22 protein-coding genes are annotated in these 22,705 nt (G+C 56.3%); 18 read left to right on the forward strand and 4 right to left on the reverse strand.

Annotated features, from left to right (window positions below; translation table 11 throughout):
• Positions 1-72: 72 nt before the first annotated feature.
• The 5 genes from phoB to HQL98_01115 all read left to right on the forward strand — a co-directional run bounded on the left by phoB (position 73) and on the right by HQL98_01115 (position 5,020).
• Positions 73-768, forward strand: coding sequence for a phosphate regulon transcriptional regulator PhoB (phoB, locus tag HQL98_01095; protein ID MBF0270658.1), 696 nt, complete (start codon positions 73-75; stop codon positions 766-768).
• Between the two features lie 14 nt (positions 769-782).
• A complete protein-coding gene (locus HQL98_01100; protein ID MBF0270659.1) occupies positions 783-2,042 on the forward strand; it encodes a PAS domain-containing sensor histidine kinase in 1,260 nt (419 codons plus the stop codon).
• Between the two features lie 64 nt (positions 2,043-2,106).
• A complete protein-coding gene (locus HQL98_01105) occupies positions 2,107-2,781 on the forward strand; it encodes a hypothetical protein (GenBank protein ID MBF0270660.1) in 675 nt (224 codons plus the stop codon).
• Between the two features lie 418 nt (positions 2,782-3,199).
• A complete protein-coding gene (locus HQL98_01110; protein MBF0270661.1) occupies positions 3,200-4,258 on the forward strand; it encodes an inorganic phosphate transporter in 1,059 nt (352 codons plus the stop codon).
• Positions 4,259-4,324: 66 nt separating this feature from the next.
• A complete protein-coding gene (locus HQL98_01115; protein MBF0270662.1) occupies positions 4,325-5,020 on the forward strand; it encodes a DUF47 family protein in 696 nt (231 codons plus the stop codon).
• Between the two features lie 100 nt (positions 5,021-5,120).
• On the opposite strand, the gene HQL98_01120 is transcribed toward HQL98_01115, so the two are convergent.
• Positions 5,121-6,308, reverse strand: a complete 1,188-nt coding sequence (locus HQL98_01120; protein ID MBF0270663.1) for a phosphoglycerate kinase — start codon at positions 6,306-6,308, stop codon at positions 5,121-5,123.
• Between the two features lie 225 nt (positions 6,309-6,533).
• On the opposite strand from HQL98_01120, the gene HQL98_01125 reads away from it, so the two are divergent.
• The 11 genes from HQL98_01125 (at position 6,534) to HQL98_01175 (ending at position 16,293) form a co-directional block, all read left to right on the forward strand.
• Positions 6,534-7,499 carry a permease gene (locus tag HQL98_01125; GenBank protein ID MBF0270664.1) on the forward strand — a complete coding sequence of 322 codons (966 nt, stop codon included), beginning with the start codon at positions 6,534-6,536 and terminating at the stop codon, positions 7,497-7,499.
• Positions 7,500-7,521: 22 nt separating this feature from the next.
• Positions 7,522-7,758, forward strand: a complete 237-nt coding sequence (locus HQL98_01130; GenBank protein MBF0270665.1) for a thioredoxin family protein — start codon at positions 7,522-7,524, stop codon at positions 7,756-7,758.
• A gap of 273 nt (positions 7,759-8,031) precedes the next feature.
• Positions 8,032-8,727, forward strand: coding sequence for a hypothetical protein (locus HQL98_01135; GenBank protein ID MBF0270666.1), 696 nt, complete (start codon positions 8,032-8,034; stop codon positions 8,725-8,727).
• A gap of 73 nt (positions 8,728-8,800) precedes the next feature.
• Positions 8,801-9,688 carry a PstS family phosphate ABC transporter substrate-binding protein gene (locus HQL98_01140; protein ID MBF0270667.1) on the forward strand — a complete coding sequence of 296 codons (888 nt, stop codon included), beginning with the start codon at positions 8,801-8,803 and terminating at the stop codon, positions 9,686-9,688.
• A 229-nt stretch (positions 9,689-9,917) separates the two neighbouring features.
• Positions 9,918-11,003, forward strand: coding sequence for a phosphate signaling complex protein PhoU (phoU, locus tag HQL98_01145; protein MBF0270668.1), 1,086 nt, complete (start codon positions 9,918-9,920; stop codon positions 11,001-11,003).
• 2 nt (positions 11,004-11,005) lie between these two features.
• Complete coding sequence (pstC, locus tag HQL98_01150) at positions 11,006-11,920, forward strand: phosphate ABC transporter permease subunit PstC (protein MBF0270669.1); 915 nt, start codon at positions 11,006-11,008, stop codon at positions 11,918-11,920.
• A gap of 4 nt (positions 11,921-11,924) precedes the next feature.
• On the forward strand, positions 11,925-12,794 hold the full coding sequence (pstA, locus tag HQL98_01155; protein MBF0270670.1) for a phosphate ABC transporter permease PstA: 870 nt from the start codon (positions 11,925-11,927) through the stop codon (positions 12,792-12,794).
• Positions 12,788-13,549: a phosphate ABC transporter ATP-binding protein gene (locus HQL98_01160; GenBank protein ID MBF0270671.1), complete on the forward strand. Its 762-nt coding sequence runs from the start codon at positions 12,788-12,790 to the stop codon at positions 13,547-13,549. The genes pstA and HQL98_01160 overlap by 7 nt, the downstream gene beginning before the upstream one ends.
• On the forward strand, positions 13,549-14,358 hold the full coding sequence (locus HQL98_01165; GenBank protein MBF0270672.1) for a phosphate ABC transporter ATP-binding protein: 810 nt from the start codon (positions 13,549-13,551) through the stop codon (positions 14,356-14,358). Before HQL98_01160 ends, HQL98_01165 begins: the two co-directional genes overlap by 1 nt.
• A 182-nt stretch (positions 14,359-14,540) precedes the next feature.
• Positions 14,541-15,734 (forward strand): hypothetical protein, encoded by a 1,194-nt coding sequence (locus HQL98_01170; GenBank protein MBF0270673.1) that lies wholly within the window; start codon positions 14,541-14,543, stop codon positions 15,732-15,734.
• Between the two features lie 106 nt (positions 15,735-15,840).
• Complete coding sequence (locus tag HQL98_01175; protein MBF0270674.1) at positions 15,841-16,293, forward strand: hypothetical protein; 453 nt, start codon at positions 15,841-15,843, stop codon at positions 16,291-16,293.
• A gap of 242 nt (positions 16,294-16,535) precedes the next feature.
• On the opposite strand, the gene HQL98_01180 is transcribed toward HQL98_01175, so the two are convergent.
• Positions 16,536-16,724 (reverse strand): hypothetical protein, encoded by a 189-nt coding sequence (locus tag HQL98_01180; protein MBF0270675.1) that lies wholly within the window; start codon positions 16,722-16,724, stop codon positions 16,536-16,538.
• A gap of 136 nt (positions 16,725-16,860) precedes the next feature.
• Entirely contained in the window at positions 16,861-19,560 is a 2,700-nt protein-coding gene (gene secA / locus HQL98_01185) for a preprotein translocase subunit SecA (GenBank protein MBF0270676.1), read from the reverse strand.
• Between the two features lie 361 nt (positions 19,561-19,921).
• Between secA and HQL98_01190 the strand changes: the two genes are divergently transcribed.
• Together HQL98_01190 and HQL98_01195 are read left to right on the forward strand one after the other, a co-directional pair.
• Positions 19,922-20,863: an Rpn family recombination-promoting nuclease/putative transposase gene (locus HQL98_01190; protein MBF0270677.1), complete on the forward strand. Its 942-nt coding sequence runs from the start codon at positions 19,922-19,924 to the stop codon at positions 20,861-20,863.
• A 64-nt stretch (positions 20,864-20,927) separates the two neighbouring features.
• Entirely contained in the window at positions 20,928-21,389 is a 462-nt protein-coding gene (locus HQL98_01195; GenBank protein ID MBF0270678.1) for a hypothetical protein, read from the forward strand.
• Here the strand turns inward: HQL98_01195 and HQL98_01200 are convergent.
• The gene (locus tag HQL98_01200) at positions 21,386-22,696 is read right to left on the reverse strand and encodes a diguanylate cyclase (GenBank protein MBF0270679.1); all 1,311 of its coding nucleotides are present in this window, start codon (positions 22,694-22,696) and stop codon (positions 21,386-21,388) included. The two genes, HQL98_01195 and HQL98_01200, sit on opposite strands and share 4 nt — an antisense overlap.
• Positions 22,697-22,705: the final 9 nt, after the last annotated feature.

The following is a 22,705-nucleotide window of genomic DNA, read 5'->3' on the forward strand; positions in this document are numbered from 1 at the left end:
TTCGGCCCGGTACCCGTTTCTGGGAGCGAGCAGGGCCGTTGGCACGATAATGGGGGGGTGGCTATGAGTGTTTTGCGTTCCAAGGTGTTGATCATCGATGACGAATCCGCCATTCGGGATACGGTCTGTCTGATTCTGGCCAATGCCGGGTTTGAAAGTCTGGAAGCCTCCAGCGTTCACGAAGCCCAGGGGCTGTTGCGGCACATCACCCCCAATTTGATCCTTTTGGATTGGATGCTCAAGGGAGTTTCGGGACTGGAGTATTTGCGTCTGCTCAAAAAAGATGAAATCACCCGACCCATTCCGGTCATCATGCTCACCGCCCGGGGCGAGGAGTCGGACAAGGTCAACGGTCTGGAGCAGGGCGCGGATGATTATATCACCAAACCGTTTTCCGCCAAGGAGTTGCTTGCCCGGATCAAGGTGGCGTTGCGTCGCATCGAACCCGTTTCTCTGGAAGATGAGGTGGTCTTCGATGAACTGGTGCTCAATCGCGCCAAGCATACCATCCGGATCGGTCATCAATCCCTCAAGTGCAGTGCCATGGAGTTCCGATTGTTGGGTTTTTTCATCACCCATCCGGATCGGGTCTACCATCGGGATCAGTTGTTGGATCTGGTATGGGGGCGCAATGTTCATGTGGGGGATCGCACGGTGGATGTGCATGTACGTTCCCTGCGCAAATTGTTGGAACCGTCTGGCAAGGAGGGGTTGCTGCAAACGGTTCGGGGTGCGGGATACATGTTTTCGGCCAATTTGCAATCATGATTCCGAAAAGCGGGATGGCATGGATTTTTTTGCTGTCTTTTGCGCCGGCTGTGTTGTTGAGCCTGCGCCATGTCCCGTGGATCGTCTGGGTGGTGCCGGTGGTGTTGGCGTATGCGTTCCGACGGCAATGGGAGGGGGAAGGGGAGTCCGACCGACGGGCCATGCTGGAGCGGCAGGAAGAGCCGCCTGACTTTTGCTTCGCCTTTGAAACCGGTTCAAGCACCCGCGAACGCTGGAAAAGCGCCATTTTGCGTTGGCGCATGGCGGTGGATGCCCTGCCCGACGGGGTGTTGATGCTGGATTATCGTTTTGCCCTGTGCTGGTTCAATCCCGAGGCGCGTCATTTGTTGGGATTGTTCGACCAACGTGATCTGGGCAAGCCTTTGGCCTATCGTCTGGGACAGCCGGTGCTGGACGACTATCTGCAACGGGGGGATTTCAGTCAACCCCTTGATCTGCCTTCGCCGGTGGATGGGGGGCGCATGCTGAATCTTCGGTTTGTGCTGCTGGAACAAGAGCATTTCTGGCTGGTATTGGTTCTGGATATTACCGATAGATATCAAATGGATCGTCAGCATCGGGACTTCATGGACAACATTTCCCACGAATTGAAGACCCCCATCACCGTGTTTCGCGGGGTGCTGGAGTTGTTGCCGGATTTGCCCCAGGACTCCCCCCAGTGGGAAAACGCCCTGGGTTTGTTGCGCAAACAGACCCAGCGCATGCAAAACCTGATCGAAGATCAGACCGCCTTGCTGCGGCTTGGTCCTGCCCGTCACGGTTTTCCGGTGGAGGCGGTGGCCATGGAGCCGTTTCTCCAGGAGATGATCGAGGCGGCGGAATCGTTGAGCGGTGCGCGCAAACACGTTTTTCTGTTGAGCTGTGAGGATGGATTTGCGTTTCACGTCAATCGGGAGTTGTTGCGTTGTGTGGTGGCCAATCTGCTGTTCAACGCGGTCAACCATACCCCGGATCAAACCGAGGTGCGGGTGGAGTGGAAACAGGATGATCGTCGCCGTCCAACCTTGACCGTGGGTGACAACGGGCCGGGGATTGCCAGTTATCATCTGCCGAGACTGACGGAAAAGTATTACCGGGTGACGTTCCAGAGCGGAAACAGCCGGAAGCATCATCCCGAATATCAGGGCACCGGCCTGGGACTCTCCTTGGTGAAAGAGGCCATGGAACGGGCGCAGGGCAAGTTAGAGATCGTCAGTCAGGCGGGAATCGGCAGTCGTTTCATCTGTCGTTTTCCGGCTGTTGCGGAGGTTTGACCGTCGTTGTGGCGCGTCATGCGTGTTGAATGACCCATTAACCCAAAAGAACAAGGAGATTTTCATGAGCAAAATGCTGGATCATATTCTGCCCCCCATGCCCGCGTTTTTGAACATGGTCAGCGATCAGGCGGAACTGTTGGCCAAATGCATGGTGACCGCCGTGGATTGTCTGAACGATCCGGATTCCATCCGTTACCAAGCGTTGGCCGACATCGATACCAAGGCCAAGGAGTTGCGCAGCCGTCATTTGGACAAATTGAACGACTCCTTTTCCACGCCGATTGATCGTGCCGATCTGTTGCAGGCGATCAATACCCTGGAAATTCCCGTGGAGACCATGCGGGAAGCGTTGGAAGAGATGCGCGCCTTGAAGGTTTCGTCGGACCGCTACTGTCTGGAAATGGCCGTGGTGCTGCGGGAGGCGGCGTCGGCGCTGCATCGTGGTTATTCCAGGCTGGCCACCAAACCAGGCATGTCCGAACCCGAAGCCCAGATGGCCATGCAGGCGCCCGCCAGTGTGGATCATGTGTATCGCAAGGCGGTGGGCAAACTGTTCACCATTGATGACGACACAAAACAGGCCCTCGCCCAGGAAGAAGATACCCATATCGCCACCTTCATCCAGACGGTGGATATCCTCAAGCGTCGCGAGGCTTATCGTCATTTGCGCACCATCTCGGTCCAGATGGGAGAGGCTGCCGCTGTGCTGCACAGCATTGTCATGCAGAACGGTTGATTTCATATCCGTTGCGCCATGGTGTGTGGCGCGGGGGGTATGGGTTTTGACAAGTGTGAGGGAGGCGAAAGTCTCCCTCATTTTTTTTGGATTTTTTATTATTTTAATTATTGTTTATCCAATGATAAATTTTTCAAAAGGATGAATCGATCATTTAAGATATCCAATGATCGATTACTGTTATGGATAAAGTTTGTCAGTATTTAATGGACCCTTAATAATCCCTTTATCAGGTGTTAACAAAGCTTCGTTACAATGCGGCACCATTGATTAACGGATTGTTTGTCTTGGGGGTCGTTCGTCCGGAGACGACGATCAACACGGTCTGGTTACCATTCATTTCCAAAAGGAGCAGAGGTTATACAGATGGATAACAGAATTTTCAGGAACATTAAAATCACGGGAGAGGTGAGGCACGATGGATAATACCACGATTATGATGATGATGTGGACAGCGATTGTCATTGTGCTGATTTTCGACTTCACCAATGGCTTCCACGACGCCTCGAATATCACCGGGACCATCATCGCCTCCCGGGCCATGACCCCCATCCAGGCGGCGCTCCTCACCGGAGTGTTTCACTTCATCGGGCCGTTGCTCGGTGGCACGGCGGTGGCCAATACCATCGGAAAGTTCGTCAAGATCGATGACTTGAATGCGAACATGTCGCTGATGATATTATTATGCGGCATTTTCGGGTCGATCTTTTGGAACATTTTCACTTGGTGGTTTGGTTTGCCCTCTTCCTCGTCTCACGCCCTGGTGGGTGGTGTGGCGGGTGCGGTGCTGTTCGCCGCCGGTTCCAATCACGTGATGTGGGGTTGGGAAGATTTGATCTTGAAGGGCAAGATGTCCGGCGTGATGAAAGTGGTGTTGTCGTTGTTTGTGTCACCCATTCTGGGTTTCTGGTTTGCGTGGATTTTTCAGAAGATCATACGACGACTGGTGGCCAACGCCAAACCGCGGATTGATGGGTTTTTCAAGTATTCCCAGTGGATCAGCGCGGCGGCTCTGTCGTTCTCCCACGGCACCAATGACGCGCAAAAAAGCATGGGCATCATCTCTCTGGCCTTGCTGCTGGGGGGGAGTATCGACAAGTTCTATGTGCCCACCTGGGTGATCTGGATTTGTGCGGCCCTCATCACGGCGGGCAACATGTTCGGCGGCTGGCGCATCGTGCGTACCGTGGGCTTCGGCATCTTCCGGGTTCGTCCCATCCACTCCTTCAATGCCCAACTGACGGCTTCCGCGGTGATCTTCGGCGCCGCCACCATGGGCGCTCCGGTCTCCACCACCCACGTGGCTTCCTCCAGCATCATGGGTGTGGGCACCGCCGAACAGCCCAAAGCGGTCAAATGGCGCAAAGGCAAGGAGATCTTCGCCACCTGGATCCTCACCATTCCCGGCTCCGGCCTGGTGGGTGGTTTGACCTACCTGTTGGCCGATCTGCTTACCGGTGTCAGCGGCGTGCGCTGATCCGGTTCGATCCAACATCATTCACTTGAATTCAATACCCAGATTCAACTCACCAAGGAGAGTTTCATGAGCGGTGGTTCTTCCCCCTTTACCAAGATGCTGGACAATGTTTTTCCGCGTATTCCCCCATTCCTGGATATGATCGGTGTGCAGGCCGAACTGTTGGCCAAGGGCATGACTGTGGCGGTGGATTATCTTTCCGAGTCGTCCACGGCCAGATTCCATGAAATCATGAAGATCGAAACCCAGGCCCAGGAGTTGCGGGAGAAACATCTGGATGTGTTGAACAATGCCTTTTCCACCCCCATCGATCGGGAAGATGTGCTGCGTTCCATCGTCAGCCTGGAAGTCCCGGTCCGCTCGATCCGGGTGGTGGTCGAGGAGATGGAAGCCCTCAAGATCAAAACCGACAACTACATGCTGGAAATGGCCGTGGTGTTGCGGGAATCCGCATCCGCCATGCAACGGGGCTTCTCCAAGCTCGACACCACCCCGGCCCAGGCCGAACCCGATGCCCAACTGGGATTGCAAACCCTGTCCAACGTGGACAAGGTGTACCGCAAGGCCCTGTCCAACCTCTACTCCATCGACGATGACCTGTCCAAAATGCGCGCCCGTGCCGATGGCGCCGAAATCCAGGCCATGATTCATGTGGTGGAAATGCTCAAGCGTCGCGAGATCTATCGGCATCTGCGCAACATCGCCGGCAAACTGGGGGATACCGCCTCGGTGCTGCATGGCATCGTGATTCAGATCGGTTGATTTTTGCAGCCATTCTGGCGGGGATTGGTTGCACGCCCCGGCTCCCTTTTGTGGGGGCCGGGGTTTTTTGTTGGTGGTATTCCTGGAGGGTTGCTGGCTGTCACCCATCGGTCAAGGCGTCGATGGCCGGCAGGGTGCCTTTTTCCAGCAGTTCCAGAAAGGCGCCGCCGCCGGTGGAAATGAAGGAGATCCGATCCGCCACCCCCGCCTGTCTGACCGCCGCGTCCGTATCCCCTCCACCGATGACCGTCAACCCTCGGGATGCGGCCACGGCCCTGGCCAGTTGCAGGGTGCCACGGGCAAAAGGAGCCATCTCGAAGACGCCCATGGGACCGTTCCACAAGATGGTTTGCATGTCTTTGAGCGCGGTGGTGAAATGACTCACCGTGCAGGGGCCAATGTCCAGTCCGAGCCAGTTGGCCGGAATCTCGTCGATGAAGACCTCACGGGTCTCGGCAGCCGGATCGATCCGTTGGGCGGTCACCACATCCAGCGGCAACAGCACCTCCACCCCCCGCTTTTGGGCCGCATCCATGGCTTTACGGGCGGTATCTAGCATGTCGGGTTCCACCATGGATCCCCCCACCGGTTTGCCCTGCGCGGCCAGAAAGGTGAAGGCCATGCCTCCACCGATCAGCAGCTTGTCCACTTTGGTGGTCAACGCTTCGATGACCCCAATTTTGGTGGAGATCTTCGATCCGCCGAGAATGGCGGCAAAAGGGCGTTCCGGCTGACGCACGCTTTTGTCGAACCAAGCGATTTCAGCCGCCAACAGGGTGCCCGCCACCATGGGCCGCACGAATTGTCCGATGCCCGCGTTGGAGGCGTGGGCGCGATGAGCGGCCCCGAAGGCGTCATTCACCACCACATCCGCCAATCTGGCCAACTGGCGGGCAAAATCCGGATCGTTCTTTTCCTCTCCGGGGTGGAAACGGACGTTTTCGAGCATCAGCACCTCACCCGGAGCCAGGGCTGAGACCAGAGCTTCCGTCTCTGCGCCTACGCAATCCGGCGCCAGGACAACCGGTTGTCCCAGCAATTGGGCCAGCCGTTCGGCCACCGGTTTCAGGGAATATTTTGCCTCCGGTTTTCCTTTGGGACGTCCCAGATGGGAGGCCAGAATCACCCGGGCGCCTTGTTCCATAGCGTGACGGATGGTGGGCAGGGCGGCACGGATGCGGGTATCTTCGCGGATGTGGCCCGTTTCGTCCTGGGGTACGTTGAAATCCACGCGAATCAGGAGACGTTTGTTCGACAGATCAACATCATGAATGGACAGCTTGCGCATGGTTTCCCCCGTGGCCCGGTTTGAAATTTTTAGATGAGGATGGTTTGTGTATATGTTTTATCGAATATATGTGTATATAAATATGCAGTCAAGAGAATATTTTGGTCGGCTTGCGATGGGATGCGGTGAGCGGATTTCCGGGTTGACCAGGACATCTGGATTAGTGTATATTTGATTTTGTGAATGTGTCGACAACGGCCAAACCACATCGAAGGGGATTTCCGGATGCTGGAAATGTTTGGCAGGCTTGCCGACGCGACGGTTCATGCCGGACTGGGACTGGATCCCACCTCCGCGCTGGGTCGGTCGTTGCATTTTTTCGTGGAAGACACCACCAAGATTTTTTTTCTGTTGGTGGTCATCGTGTTTGTCATGGGGCTGTTCCGAACGCTGCTTGCGCCGGAAAAGGTCCGTGGCTATATCGAAGGCCGATCCCGGGGAGTGGGATATCTGCTGGCGGTGATTCTGGGTGCGGTCACGCCGTTTTGTTCCTGTTCTTCGGTGCCGCTGTTCATTGGGTTTCTGGAAGGCGGTATTCCGCTTGGGGTGACCATGGCCTTTCTGATCACCTCTCCGTTGGTGAACGAGGTCGCCGTGGTGATTCTGGGATCGATCATGGGCTGGAAGATGGCGACCGTCTATGTGATCACCGGCATGAGCGTGGGTGTGCTGGGAGGATTGGTGATCGACCGGTTGCGTCTGGAACGTTGGGTCGAACCGTATGTCTGGAACATCCGCATGGGTGCGGTCGCCACCGGGCAGGTGGATGGCTCGTTGCCGGGACGGGTTCGCTATGCTTGGCAGGAGGTCCAAACCATTGTCGGGCGTATTTGGGGGTATGTGCTGGTGGGCATTGGCCTGGGAGCGGCGTTGCACGGTTATGTGCCCCAGGAGTGGTTTTTGCGTTATGCAGCGGCGGACAATCCGTTCGCCGTGCCCGCCGCGGTGTTGATGGGGCTGCCCCTTTATTCCAATGCCACGGGGATCATTCCGGTGGCCGAGGCGTTGTTGGCCAAGGGGGTTCCGGTCGGGACGGTGATTGCGTTCATGATGAGTGTGGTGGGGGTGTCGATTCCGGAGTTTGTCATCTTGCGCAAGGTGCTCAAGGTGGAAATGCTGGTGTTTTTCGCCTGTTTTTTGCTGGTGGCCTTCACCGTGGTGGGTTGTCTGCTCAATGTCCTTTTCGTCTGAACCCAAGGAGAACTATCAAATCATGAAATCCTTCAAAGTGCTGGGGCCGGGCTGTCGGAACTGTCTTGCCGCGGCCAGATTGATCGAAGAAAAGGCCCAAAAAATGGGGGTGGAGGTGCAGGTGGAAAAAATCACCGATATGGCCGCCATTCTCGGTCATGGGGTGATGTCCACGCCGGGTGTGGTCCTGGATGGGCGGGTGATTCATGTGGGCAGTGTGCCCAGCGATCATCAGGTGGAGCGGTGGTTGAAACCATAGTCCCCGGTATCGCTGAATTCCCGTCCATTTCTGTCCATCATGCGGATGGGGCGTGAGGGTCTCAAAGAGTCGGCTGGTTGTATCCCGACGGCTTTCTTAACGACAGTGCCCCATCGGCCCGTTCGTTTTTTTCATCATTTCTTAACCTCCTGTTGCTCAATCCTTCATGGATTCATTACTCCCCGTTAATGGCCCCATGAAAGAATGGTTTCCAAATCGATCGACATGGAAACCATTGGCCGACCAGGCTCGGCAAACCAGGAGGATCCATCCATGACCCGCACCACGCCCCTTCTCCAGACCGGAGACCCCCATCCCCATTTTTGTGACCCGATGGCGTCAACCCTGCCGGAGTTGTTCGGCCTGATGGTGGAGCAATGCCATCTGACCGAGGGGATGGCGGTTTTGTTGGAAAGTTATCTTCGGTTCGAGGATCCGACCCTTGTGGAGCGGATGCAGCGGTTGGAAAATCAAGGAGTGCAGCTGCGGGAGCGCAACGTGGAGCGGGTGAAGGAGGAAACGGCGGTGCTGCCGGATCGAGGTTCCCTGTTGCAGGCCTGTTTTTTGGCGGAGGCGGTGCAGGGATCCCTGATGGGGATTGTCCTGGATATGGATGCCCTGGGGATCCGGGGCGTTTGGCCGATTCTGGAAATGGTGGCCCAATTGCGTCATGCCATCGAGATGTTGCGGAGCGGACATGAAAAACTCCTCCACACCCCGGCCGGGATCGGCGTCGAGATGAGCGCGATTCTCGCGGCGCGCAAGGCCATGGAAAGAAGTTATCATTGCGCTTTGGAAAGACAGTTGGTGGAGGAACGGAGTGCGTTGCAACGGCACAACCCGGAGAATCTGCAACGGATCTTGCAACTTTTCAGACATCGGGAAATTTATCGGCGCATCCGCGATGTGGGGATTGAGATTGCCAATTGCGGCCGGGTGTTGCAGGATATCGTCTATCAGTTCGCATGATCGTTGATGGTTTGGTGGATTTGTGGAGGGTCCATGAGTCCGAACAACACTTGCCGGAAAAAGGTGTTCAAGCATGCAATCGAATCGGTTGACCATTGTTGTCACTGTGGCCGTTGGTCTGGTCGCAGGCATTGCGACCACTGCCCAGGCGCGCACCATGATTCAGAACAAAGGCTCGGATACCCTGGTGAATGTCGCCCAGGCCTGGGCCGAGGCTTACCAGAAGATCAAGCCGGACGTGGCGGTGGCCGTGACCGGTGGGGGGTCCGGAACGGGGATCGCCGCCATGATCAACGGCACCGTGGATCTGGCCAACTCCAGCCGCTCCATGAAGGATAAGGAGATCGAATCGGCCAAGAAAAATGGCATCACCCCCATCGAGCATCTGGTCGGTTATGATGCCCTGGCGATTTTTGTCCACAAGGACAATCCGATCCAGTCCATCACCATCAAGCAACTGGCCGACATCTATGGCGATGGGGGCCCGGTGACCAAATGGAGCCAACTGGGCTTGAAGGTGCCGGGATGCAAAGGGGATCAGATCATCGTGGTCAGCCGTCAGAACAATTCGGGCACCTATGTCTATTTCCAGGAGGCGATTCTGGGGGAGGACAAGGATTTCCGTTTGGGCACCAAGGACATGCACGGCTCCAAGGATGTGGTGGATCTGGTGGAGAAAACCCCTTGCGCCATCGGTTACAGCGGTCTGGCCTACGACTCCCCCCATGTGAAAAAACCTCCGGTGGCCAAGGATGACCACTCCACCCCGGTGGAGGCCAACATGGAAAATGCGGTCTCACGACTGTATCCCATCGCCCGGCCTTTGTTCATGTATACCAAGGGCGAGCCGGTCGGTCCGGTCAAGGAGTATCTGGACTGGATCAAGACCGATGGGGGACAGTGCATCATTCAAGACAAGGGGTATGCTCCGATGCGACCGGTTAAATGCGAGAAGAAATAATCGGTTTCTGGGCTTGTGGCCCCCGGTTGACTGTGGTCGGCGGGTGGTGAGGCTCGGCAATCCGGTTGATGATCGGGCAAGCGGTTGTCAGCCGGGTTGAAACAACCAGACCGGAAACCCGAAGAGACCGGATGGATTGCGGTCACAGCCCGCGATGCGGATGATTGTTCACAAGGAGCATACCGGAATCCTCCGGTATTTTTCAGGCGCGCCAACGACGGAGTACGACATGTCCATCTATGAAAAAAGATTGCAACAGGATTTGAATCTCATCCGTCAGGCCGTTGCCGCCATGGGAGAGGGGGTGGAAAATGCCCTGAAAAATGCGATCCAGGCCATGCTGTCCGGCAATGAAGCCTTGGCCAACATGACCATCCTGATGGATTACCCCTTGGATCGCCAGTGTCTGGAACTGGATCGCATGTGTCACTCCTTCATTGCCCGTCATTTGCCGAGCGCCGGGCATTTGCGTTTGATTTCTTCGTCCATGCGCATGATTTATGATCTGGAACGGATCGCGGATTATGCGGTGAACATTTGTCGCGAGTCCCTGGATCTACCCAATCCCCCCTCCGGACTGATGAAGCAGGAACTGGAAACCATGGCTTCGGCCTCCCGGACCATGTTGCGTCAATCCCTGACCGCTTTTGCCGAGGAGAATGCCGGGCTTGCCAAAAGCACCATGCAGATCAACGCCCAATTGGGTCAGGGATTGGAAAAGGCGATCCGGGATCTGGTGGAGGAGGGGGACAGTCACGCGGGGCATTCCCGGGATGTGATGGATCTGTATGTCATTTTTACCATGCTGGAGCGGGTGGGGAACCGGGCCACCAACCTGTGCGAAGAGATTGTCTTCTGGCTGACCGGAGAGGTGCCCCATCCCAAGGATATCCACATTCTGTTCGTGGACGAGGAGAACAACGCCTTAGGATTGATGGCCGAGGCCATGGCCAGAAAAGGATATGAGAAAAATTGTTATTTCAGCAGCGCAGGCCGTCATCCCACCCGTCAGGCCAATCCCCAAATGGTGGCATTCATGGGTTCCATCGGATTCGACCTGTCCGAGGTGCAGCCCAAGGCTTTGGATAAAATGGAACTCAAAGGGTTGGATATCGTCATCAGTCTGCAAGGGCCGGTGCGATCCTATCTGCCCAAGTTGCCGTTTCACACCACCTTTCTCCATTGGGATGTGGGGGAGTTGCCCGAAGAGGACGATCGGGTGATTGCCAATCGTCGTTATGATGAAATCTACCGGGAATTGGCGGTGCAGTTGCGGCAGTTGATGGATATCCTCACCGGTCGGGAGGTGCTGTGAACATGAATCCATCCCATGGGGACGCCTTCGACGCCAGGGATAAGAACTGGTATCTGGACAAGGGATTCGAGATTTTGATGTTTGTGTGCGGGATTTCGGCCATTGTTTTCGTGGTTGGGATTTTTCTGTTTGTTTTTAAAGAGGGGATGGGATTCATCATTCACGACATGAACGTGGGTGAGTTTTTTTTGTCCCCCAAATGGCGGCCCACGTCGTTGAATCATCCCACCTACGGCATCATGGCCATGGTGGCCGGAACCGCTGCGGTCACCATTCTGGCCATGGCCATCTGTCTGCCTTTTTCCATTGGCGCGGCCATCTACATCGCCGAGTTCGCCACGGGAAGAACCCGGGAAATCCTGAAAATTCTCATCGAGTTCCTGGCTGCCATTCCTTCGGTGGTGTGGGGGTTCATCGCCCTGTCGATCATGAATCCTTTCATCATTACCACGTTTGATGTGCCCATGGGGCTGGGGGTGCTCAACTCCGCCCTGATCCTGGCCCTGATGGCCGCGCCCATTGTCACCTCCATCGCCGAGGATGCCTTCAAGGCGGTGCCGGATACTTATCGGGAGGCGGCGGAGGCTCTGGGGGCCACCCGGTGGCAGACCATTTACAAGGTGGTGCTGCCGGCGGCCAAAAACGGATTGCTCTCCGCCGGACTGCTCGGGGTAGGACGGGGATTCGGGGAAACCATGGCGATTCTTATGGCCAGCGGACACTCCATCAATATTCCGACTTCGGTGTTCGATTCCTTCCGCGCCTTGACCGCCACCATCGCGGCGGAACTGGGGGAAACGGCGGTGGGTTCTCCCCATTATCAAGCCTTGTTCGCCATCGGTATCTTTTTGTTTTTCATAACCTTCTTGATCAACATGACCGCCGACTTCATCGTGCGCGGTGTTCATAAAGGATAAGACCATGTTTGCATCAACCCCAGTCAATCGCCAGAATGATCAGGCGCAAAAACGCTTCAAGATGCTCTTTGGTTTGATGCTGGTCGTTCTTATTATACCTGTTATCATTATTATTAGTACTCTGTTAATCAAGGGGTCCCCGGCCATCAGTTGGACTTTCCTTTTCACCGATCCCACCAACGGCATGACCGAGGGGGGAATCTTTCCTGCCTTGTTCGGCACCATCTGGCTGGTGGTGGTCTCCTTGCTGGCTTCGGTCCCTCTGGGAGTGGCGGCGGCCATCTACCTGAGCGAGTACGCCCCGGATAATCTTTTGACTCGCCTGATCAACCTAGCCACCATCAATCTGGCCGGTGTGCCTTCCATTGTGCATGCCTTGTTCGGGGTGGGGGCGTTTGTGGTCTTTTTTCGATTCGGCACCAGCATCCTGGCGGCCAGTCTCACCTTGGCCATCATGACCCTGCCGGTGGTGATCGTCTCGTCGTGGGAGTCGCTGCAATCCGTGCCCCGTTCCTTCCGCGAGGCCTGCTGGAATATGGGAGCCACCCGTTGGCAGACCATCTGGCATGTGGTGCTGCCCAACGCCTTCACCGGCATTCTCACCGGGGTGATTCTCCAGGTCTCCCGGGCGGCGGGGGAGACCGCGCCCATCATGTTCACCGGAGCCGCGATGTTTTTGCCTTTTTTGCCCAACAGCGTCTTTGATCAGACCATGGCTTTGGCCCTGCACCTGTTCGTGGTGGCCACCCAGGTGCCGAATGTCCCGGAAAGCCTGCCTTACGGGGTGGCCCTGGTGCTGGTGGGAATTGTCCTGCTCATGAATACCGTCGCCATCTGGATCCGGATGCACCTGCGGGGGAAAAAGAAATGGTAAGCCACAAGATCGAGGTCAGCAATCTCGCCATCTCCTATGGGGACAAGCTGGCCTTGAACAACGTCTCGTTGGCGGTGCGTCGTCATGAGATTTTCGGCATCATCGGTCCGGCCAACAGCGGCAAGACTTCGTTTTTGAACGCCGTCAACCGTATGGACATGATGCGTCCCAACATGAAGGTCACGGGATCGATCCACATCAACGGCATCGATATACGTTCCTGGCGCAATGTCTACGCCTTGCGTCGCAAGATTGGCGTGGTGTTTCCCTTGCCGGTGGGATTGCCCCTCACGGTATACGACAACGTGGCCCTGGCCCCCCGTCTGGCCGGCACCGCCGGAACCCGGGCGGATCTGGATGAGTTGGTGGAACGGTGTCTGCGACGGGCCGCCTTGTGGGATGAGGTCAAGGATCGACTCACTCATCTGGGCAGTCTGCTTTCCGGGGGTCAGCAACAGCGTTTGACCATTGCCCGGGCCTTGTCGCAAAGCCCGGAGATTCTCATGCTCGACGAGTTTTCCATCGCGGTCGATCCGGTGACCACCATGCGCATCGAGGATGTGCTCAAGGAGCTGAAAAGTGAGATGACCATCATTCTGGTCACCAATCTGGTGCAGCAGGCCCACCGGCTGGCGGATCGCACCGCCTTTTTCCTGAACGGTGAATGCGTCGAGATCGACGATACCGAAAAGCTGTTCAACGGGGAGGCCAAGGATCCACGCACCAACGATTACATTGGAGGAAAATTCGGATGATGCCCCCATTCTTGTCGGCCACGTCCGCGACTCCGGCCCCGGAGATGGCCATCCAGACCCGGAATCTCAATTTATGGTATGGGACTTTTCAGGCACTGTTCGACATCAACCTGCAAATCAAGAAGGGCATCATCACCAGCCTGATCGGACCCAGCGGATGCGGCAAGTCCACCTTTTTGCGCAGCGTGGACCGGATCAACGAGCGTTTGGGTTATGTGCGCATCAAGGGGGCCATTGAGGTGCTGAATCACAATATCTACGCCCCCGAAGTGGAACTGGCCCAGTTGCGCAAGCAGGTGGGCATGGTGTTTCAGCGTCCCAATCCCTTGCCCATCTCGATTCGGGAGAATGTGCTGTTCGGCTATCGGATTCACAACGAGAAGGGGGGCCGAATTGCCAAAAGCGAAGCGGATGGTATTGTCGAGGATGCTTTGCGTCAGGTGTTGTTGTGGGATCAGATGAAGGATCGGCTCGATCACAAGGCATCGGTGGGGCTGTCTTTGGAGGAGATGCAGAAATTGTGCATCGCTCGCTTGCTGCCGGTCAAGCCGTCGATTCTGCTGATGGATGAGCCGTGTTCCGCCCTGGATCCCAAGGGGACCGCCGCCGTCGAGGAGTTGATCTGGGAGTTGCGCGGTCGCTATTCGATTTTGATCGTCACCCACAACATGGCCCAGGCCAGACGGGCCAGCGAGGAATGTATTTTCATGCTGATGGGGCGGGTGGTGGAACACGCCCCCACGGATCGGCTGTTCGTGGTGCCGGCCCACCGGGAGACCGCCGACTATATCGAGGGCCGTTACGGCTAATCATTGTTAAAAATACCCGCTTATAGTTCAGGTGACGCTTGCCCCGTCACCTTTTTTTTTTGTCTACGGCCAGTAGTTTGCATATACTGCAAGAGTGGCTCCTCCAGGAAGTCGGCGGGAGAGTCCCGGCAGGGTGCGCACCTGGCAATTTCTTTGTACGAACGGTGAAGAACGAACGACCCATGGAAGCCAAAAATCCCCTTCTTCATGCCCAGCACGTCAGCAATCTGTTGGATCAATACGATGAGAGTTTTGATCTTTATCGTGCGTACAGTGAGCGACTTCTGATCAATTTGGGTGAGGTGTTCAACAAAACCACCTTGCCCATCAGTGCCATTTCCGGAGACTTGATGTCCAGGGCCACCCTGAAGAAGGTTTTGACGGAAAAAGGGGGATATTATACCCGGTTACGCGATATCGAAAACTTGATTACCGTGCGGGTGGTGGTTTATTTTTCGGATGATATTGAACTGGCTGTCAGTTTGATCAACAAGGAATTCGCACTGGACGACTGTGTGATTCCCCTCCTCGATGTGCCGGATCAGGATCGTTTTGGCATCAATACGCGCCGTTTTGACATTAAACTGTTGACGGAGCAGTATGCCCGTCCGGAATATCAGCGTTTTGGCGCCCTCAAGGCCGAACTGGAGATCCGGACCGTGTTGCAGCACTCCTGGTCCGAGGTCAAGGGGATCTTTGACGTACTGGTGGGCCGGGCGCGAATTCCAGGACAAAATGTCAACAAGTTGGCGCAAATCTCCTATCTGCTCAAGATGGCCGATGAGGAGTTGGTGCGCATCAAGGATCAGATCGTCCATCAAAACGCCATGCTGAACGCGGCCACCACCTCGCCCTTCGAGGCGACTCCGGTTGCCCTGCCCGAAGAGCCGGCCTTCCAGGAACTCAAGCCGGTGGATCCGGAAAAACGGGCTGCCTTTGCGGTTCGGTTGGAGGCGTTCATCTTGAACGATGCGGTGATCCGCGATATGGATCGGGCCATTGCCGATCATTACGAAACCAAATTGCTGTATCGGGATAACTTCGTCTCCACGCTTTCCGAGGTTTTTCTGCGTCTGGGCTTTGATCGCGAGGAGCGTCTGCGGGAGGAGTTGATCGCCAACAAGACCGTCATCCTGGTGATGATGAAAAACATCTTTGGCGACACCTCCAAGACCGGGGTGGAGTTCATTCACAAGGGATCGGCGTTGCTGGTACTGTTTTATGTATTGTTGGCCAAGACCGGCAATGTGGAGATCATCAAGAAGAATGTCCGTAACTATATTTCGTTAAGGGGGATCACGGTGGATGATTTCGCCAGTGATCTGTTGACCCACTACAAGAAAACCATCCGCAAAGCTCCGGAACCGGGCTGGTAATCAAAAAAAGCTTCCGCTTCCCGCCGATGTCGGCACGGGAACTGCTCCTATGGTGATAGAGGATTCCAGTATCACCATTTGTCAGATCATTGACAGGAGAACGACCGTGTCACACGTCGGATTGATCGGATCACCCGGTGCCTTCAAGGCCAATCTTTTGAATCTCAAGCAGGGCCTGCAAGAGATTGTGACCCCGCTCAACGAGTCCGCTCCCGGTCTGCCTTGGCAACGAACCAACCAGACGGACGAATACAGGGCTCCACAACCCGATTTCGAGAATGTTTTGCGGGAGGCTTTATCTCCGGATGATCCGGATCTGGCTCCCGTCAATCTTCCGACGCCCAAACCAAGCCCGGAGCCTGTCAAACCCCAGGCGCCTCGTCACCATGAATCCCTGCCGCCCCAGTTGACCCAGAATAGCTTTGATTTCGAGCAACGGGTGGTGCAGCAATCCGCCACGGGCATGTTTTTCAATTACAACGTGAAATCAGCCGGTGGCCATTATCGTACCGAATTGGCCCGCAACGCTTATGCCAACGCTCTGGGTCGCATGGGGTGATGGATATTGGGGGTTGGGATGATTCCCGGCTCCTTGGATGAGGTGTGTGGGGGGATGGAAATCAGAAAAGGCCGCGTGACCATGAGTCCCGCGGCCTTTTTCCGTTGGTGTGGGTGTGTGGAGATTTGACGGCGTGCTGAAGATCTGACGGTGTGGGGAAAGAGGGAGGATGTCGGAGGATCAGAAGAAATTTGTCAAACAAAAAAGCCGACCAGTTGGCGGGGTCGGCTTTTTTGTTTGTCTCATCGGGACCATTTCACCTGCTGAAGCTGGCAGGCCAGATAATCTTTTTCCGCCTGGGTGAGAAACTGGTCAAACAATCCGCCCTGGGGCCGGGTTGCGGCAGTGCTCATGGAAGCCTGGGACCCGGGTTGAATGGGAGCCGGTTTCATGATGGGCGGGAGCTGCACGGCGAGGTTGATGTTGGACATGGATCTCTCTCTTTGCATGCTATAGTGGATGAAAACTCGGGGCCGGGTGGCCCCAGTGTTCATACGCATGTTTTGTGCCATATTCTTTGGGTTTCGTTAAAAAACGACTTTTCCCAGGATCCTGGCAGGGTTTGGGTCAGGAGAGTTTTCCGCAGCAGTATTTGTATTTCTTCTCGCTGCCGCAGGGACACAGGGAGTTGCGACCCACCTTGTCCGCGTCGCGCCGGAAGGGGGTGTGGGGGTCTGTGGAATCCTCTGGGACTTCGCCATTCCAGGATTCGGCATTGGGGTGGTTCAAGGAGAGTTGACGGTCCCGGGCTGCGGCCCGTTCCGTTTCCATGCGTTCGACCTCGTCGGGTTGACGCACTTCGACCCGACTGAGCACCTCCACCGCCTCGGATTTGATCCGGGTCAGCAGATTGTCAAAGAGGGTGAAGGCTTCCCGTTTGTATTCATTCAAAGGATCTTTCTGGGCATAACCCCTTAAATGGATTCCTTCCTTGAGGTGATCCATGTTCAACAGATGCTCTTTCCACAAGGTGTCCAGCACCTGGAGCAGGATGGCCTTCTCCAGATAACGGATCAAAGGCGCGCCCATGGACTCCTCGCGGGCCTGATTGTAGGCCTGGATTGCCTCCCAGGCCCGATCCCGGACCTCTTTGGAGGTGACCCCGGATTCGGCCTGCCATTCATGGACGGGCACCACGACATTGAATTGACGCTGCATCGCGTCCGCAAACTCTTTGGCTTTCCAGTGGTCCGGATAGGCCTCTTCGGGGATCATCTCCTCCATCAGCGTATCCAGCAGATCCTCGCGCATCTCCTGGGTGAACTCGATGATCTCGTCGGACTCCATCAATTCACGGCGCTGGTCGTAGACGACCTTGCGCTGTTCGTTCATCACGTCGTCGAACTTGAGCAGGTTTTTGCGGATGTCGAAGTTGCGTCCCTCGACTTTTTTCTGGGCGGATTCGATGGCCTTATTGATCCAGGGATGGATGATGGCTTCGCCTTCTTGCAGGCCGAGTTTCTGCAACATGCCATCCATGCGCTCGGAGCCGAAAATGCGCATCAGGTCATCTTGCAGCGACAGATAGAAGCGGCTGGAACCCGGATCCCCCTGCCGTCCGGCCCGTCCCCGCAACTGGTTGTCGATGCGGCGGGCCTCGTGGCGTTCGGTGCCCAGGATGTGCAAACCACCGGCGGTGAGCACCTCCTGTTTTTCGGCGGCGCATTCGGCGCGGATTTTGGCTTCGAGGCGTTGTTGCTCCTCGGGGGTGGCGGATTCGGGAATTTCCGACAGGATGCGCATCTCCGGGTTGCCCCCGAGTTGGATGTCGGTGCCGCGTCCCGCCATGTTGGTGGCGATGGTGATCGCCCCCTTGCGGCCCGCCTGGGCCACGATCTGGGCTTCCCGCTCGTGGTGCTTGGCGTTGAGCACGTTGTGGGGCACTTTGAGCTGTTTCAGACGCTTGGAGAGCGCTTCGGATTTTTCGATGGAAATGGTGCCCACCAGCACCGGTTGTCCCCGTTGGCGGCAGTCCTGGATCTCTTCGATGATGGCGTTGATCTTTTCGCCTTCGGTGCGGAACACCACGTCATCGCTGTCGATGCGGATCATGTCCCGGTTGGTGGGCACGATGACCACCTGGAGATTGTAGATCGATTGAAATTCCGAGGCTTCCGTATCGGCGGTGCCGGTCATCCCCGCGAGCTTGGCGTACATGCGGAACAGGTTCTGAAAGGTGATGGAGGCCAGGGTTTGGGATTCGTTTTGGATCACCACCGACTCTTTGGCCTCCAAAGCCTGATGGAGTCCGTCGGAGTAGCGGCGACCGGGCATCATGCGCCCGGTGAATTCGTCGATGATCACCACCTCCCCATCCTTGACGATATAATCCTTGTCCTTTTCAAACATGGCATGGGCGCGCAACGCCTGATTGACGTGATGGACGATTTCCACATTGTGGATGTCGTACAGCGCCCCGTCCTTGATCACGCCCCGTTCCTTGAGGATCTCTTCCACCTTTTCGTTGCCCTCTTCGGTGAAGATCACGGTGCGGGCTTTTTCGTCCAAGGTGTAGTGGATGTCCCGGGTCAGCAGGGGAATGACCCGGTCCACCTTGTAATATTTATCGGTGTTGTCGTCGGTGGGGCCGGAGATGATTAGCGGGGTGCGGGCTTCGTCGATGAGGATGGAGTCCACCTCGTCCACGATGGCGAAGTTCAAAGGCCGCTGACACATTTCGTCCAGCGCGAACTTCATGTTGTCCCGCAGGAAGTCGAAGCCGAATTCGTTGTTGGTGCCGTAGGTGATGTCGGCGCGGTAGGCGGCGCGGCGCTGCTGATCGTCGAGGCCATGGATGATGACCCCGGTGGTCATGCCCAAAGCGGCGTAGATGCGGCCCATCCAGGCGGAATCCCGTTGGGCCAGATAGTCGTTGACCGTCACCAGATGGGCGCCCTTGCCCGACAGGGCGTTGAGATACAGGGGCAGGGTGGCCACCAGGGTTTTGCCTTCGCCGGTTTTCATTTCCGAGATTTTGCCCTGATGGAGCACGATACCGCCCAACAGTTGCGTATCGAAGTGACGCATGCCGGTGGTGCGTTTGCTGGCTTCCCGGACGGCGGCGAACGCCTCGGGCAACAGGTCGTCCAGAGTGGCGCCGTCGGTCAGGCGCTGCTTGAATTCAGCGGTTTTCTGGATGAGCCCGTCTGCGCTCAAACCTTCGAATTCAGGTTCCAACTCGTTGATCTTTTGGATGAGTGGATTCAGCGTTTTCAGGTAGCGGTCATTGCTGGATCCGAACAGCTTACGGGCGATGGCACCAAACATGGGACGGGCATCCTTCAAGAGGCATGGCTGCAACCATTTGGAAAAATTCAATGATGTATCACACCCTGTGCCGCAAGGCAACCCGGCGTCAATCCCGGCGGGTGAACGGTCGATTGCGCGGGTTGTCATGGACCATTCAACCAACCGGATTTTTCTTGAACTGCGGCCTGTCTTGGCATGCGTAGTGGGGTGGTTTCCGGTTCTGCAGGGTATGCGCACCGGTTCGAACCCGGTTGGTCTCCATGGCTGGAACCAGTGCATTCAACATTGGGTTGAAATTTGAATGGCAGTTGAGACGTCAAGGAGGTAGAATAAGCCCGTAAACAGACCCATCCAGCCTGCTGCCCTGTGGACCAAGGCCATGAAATTCATCGACCCGCGCATCGACTTCGCCTTCAAGAAGATCTTCGGCAGTGAGGATGCCAAGGATATCCTGATTTCGTTTCTGGAGAGTCTGCTTGGTCTGGAGGGCGATCGATGCATTGCCGAATTGACCATCCTGGATCCTTTTCTGGCTCCCCGCATCAAGGAACTCAAATCCTCCATCCTGGATGTACGGTGCAAGGACCAACGGGGCATTGATTATATTGTGGAAATGCAGATCGAGAAGGTGGATGGGTTTTTGAAACGCATCCAATACAACAGCGCCAAGGCGTATACCCAACAGATCGCCAAGGGTGAGCATTATCCCAGTTTAAACCAGGTGATTGCCGTTACCATTGTCGATTTTGTCATGTTCCCGGATTTTGTCCATTGCGTCTCTTGCCACGAGTCGCGTGAAACCATTACCGGCAACGCATATCTGAATGAGATTCTTTATTATTTTATTGAGTTGCCGAAATTTGGCAAGGCCCTGGACGCGTGTGGCGGCATTCTTGAAAAATGGATTTATTTTATCAGATACGCCGAAGCCCTGGATCGGGTTCCGGAACAGTTGGACCTGCCACCCTTTCGCCATGCGTTCGAGAAAGCCATGATGGCCAATATGACGCAGGATGAATTGGAACTGTACGACAAAGCCGGAATCGCCATCGCCGACGCACGCGGACGGGTGGAACTGGCAAGAAAGGAAGGGCGACAGGAAGGGCGACAGGAAGGGCGACAGGAAGAAGCCGCAGCCATGCTCTTGAAATTGATACGCCGCAAGTTTGGCCAGACACCAGACTGGGTGACCGGGAAGGTGAAGGCTGCGAGTCTGGAATGGATCGACGTATGGAGCGACAATTTCGTGTTCGCGAATTCCGTGGATGAGGTGTTCGCGTCCCATGAGGTGGAAGAACAACGCGCACCAGGATCAAGATAGACGTGGTTCGTAAAGAAAACGGATGTCATTATTTCTTTAATGTTTGGAAAGATCGATACACAATATGAACGGTTCCGGTAGTCCCACGATGGATCTTCCCTTTCACCAAAGGCTGGAGGGCCGCTTCGATGGCATGATCCGTCTGGCGGATGTGACGGCCCTCGGCAGCGCGGTGGCGCTTCGGGATGACTGGTATGTGCTGGAACCGCGTTTGCCGTTTCCCGAGCAACCGGTGGATGGTCGGGAGGCCAGCGCCCAGTTGGGAATTCTGGTGGAAGAGATCCTGCGGGAAGAGCGGGGGGTCTGGAGTACCATGATCTATGTGCAAAGTGCCGAGGATCCCTGGATCATCAAGGTATTTCATCCCCGACGGGCCGGTTGCGGCTGTGGTGGGGGAGGCGGGGTGTTGCCCTGGCGGGTTCTGACCCGTTTCAAGCCCGATCCCGTTCCGGCCTGGGAGGGGGGTGATTGCGCGGTTCCGACGGCTTCGGCCTCCGGGAAATCCTGGTTGAAGAAATTTTTCTAATCCCGGGTTCCGATCTCGACCCGGTTGCGGCCTGCGCTTTTGGCGGCGTACAACGCCTTGTCCGCCCGTTCCGTCAGGGTGCGGATGGTGTCGTCGTCTTGGCGTTGGGCCACGCCGAAGCTGCACGTGATGTTTTGCACCGTGGGAAAAGGGGTGGTTTCGATGAGGGCGCGCAATTTTTCCGCCAACTGGCGCATGTTTTCCAGATCGTTTTGGGGCGAGACGATCATGAACTCCTCCCCGCCCCAGCGGGCCAGAATGTCTTCGGTGCGTATGTTGGTCGCCATCAGGCTCGACACCTGCCGGAGCACATCGTCTCCGACCTGATGACCGAACCGGTCGTTGACCCGTTTGAAATGGTCGATGTCGCACAAAATCACCGAAAGCGGGATTTCGTGGCGATGCGCCCGACGCAGTTCGGCGTTGAGTACCCCTTGTAGTCGCGCCCGGTTGCAGGTTCCGGTCAAGGCGTCGGTGAAGGCTTGGGTTTCGAGTTGCTGTTTTTCTTTTTCCAGGTGGGTGACATCGGAAAACGAAAAGATGTAGCGGTTCAACTCCGGCAGGGCGTTGAAGGTGACGGCAAAGGGGGTGGAGGTGGTCTTTTGGGGATCCGAACAGCGCAAATGGACGATGCCGCACTCCTGGGAGAGGTTCAACAGGGCGTGAATCCACTCTCCGGTCTGGCGGTCCGGGTCCAAGGGTGTGCCTTCACGGGTCAGGAGTCGGGTGCCCAGATGGGGATCGCTGGCCAGGAAATCTTCCAGGGTTCCAAAACCGAGCAGATTCAGGAAGGCCCGATTGATGTATTCCAGGCGTTCGTTGTTGGTGACCAGCAACAAGTTGGGCTGGATGTCCAAGATGAAACGCACGTAACGGTTGGCCGACTCCTGTTCCCGTCGGCGCCACAGGGCGCGGGCGCAGTGGTTCAGGGCCTTGAGCAGGGTCTGGGGGGAGGTGGGCTTGAGTACATAACGGTCGATCCCCAGATCGATGGAGCGCAGGAAAAATTCTGCGTCGGAATGGGCGGTGGTGACGATGATGGGAATTTCGGCGTTCAGATCCCGGATCCTTTTGGTCATGGCCAGACCGTCAAGGGTGGGCATGAGGATGTCGGTGACGATGATGTCGGGTTGTTGTTCCTGGAACCGCTGCCATCCCTCTTCGCCGTCGAGGGCAGTGATCAGGGTACCGGCATGGTGGGTGATGACCCGGTCCAGCAGCGTGTGGATGTCCGGATCGTCTTCCACGAACAAGATGGTCAGGGATTGCAGAAACCGGTTGTCCGGGCCGGGAAGGTCTTCGGTCATGGCGGATCG

Source organism: Magnetococcales bacterium, from assembly GCA_015231755.1.
GTDB lineage: Bacteria > Pseudomonadota > Magnetococcia > Magnetococcales > Magnetaquicoccaceae > Magnetaquiglobus.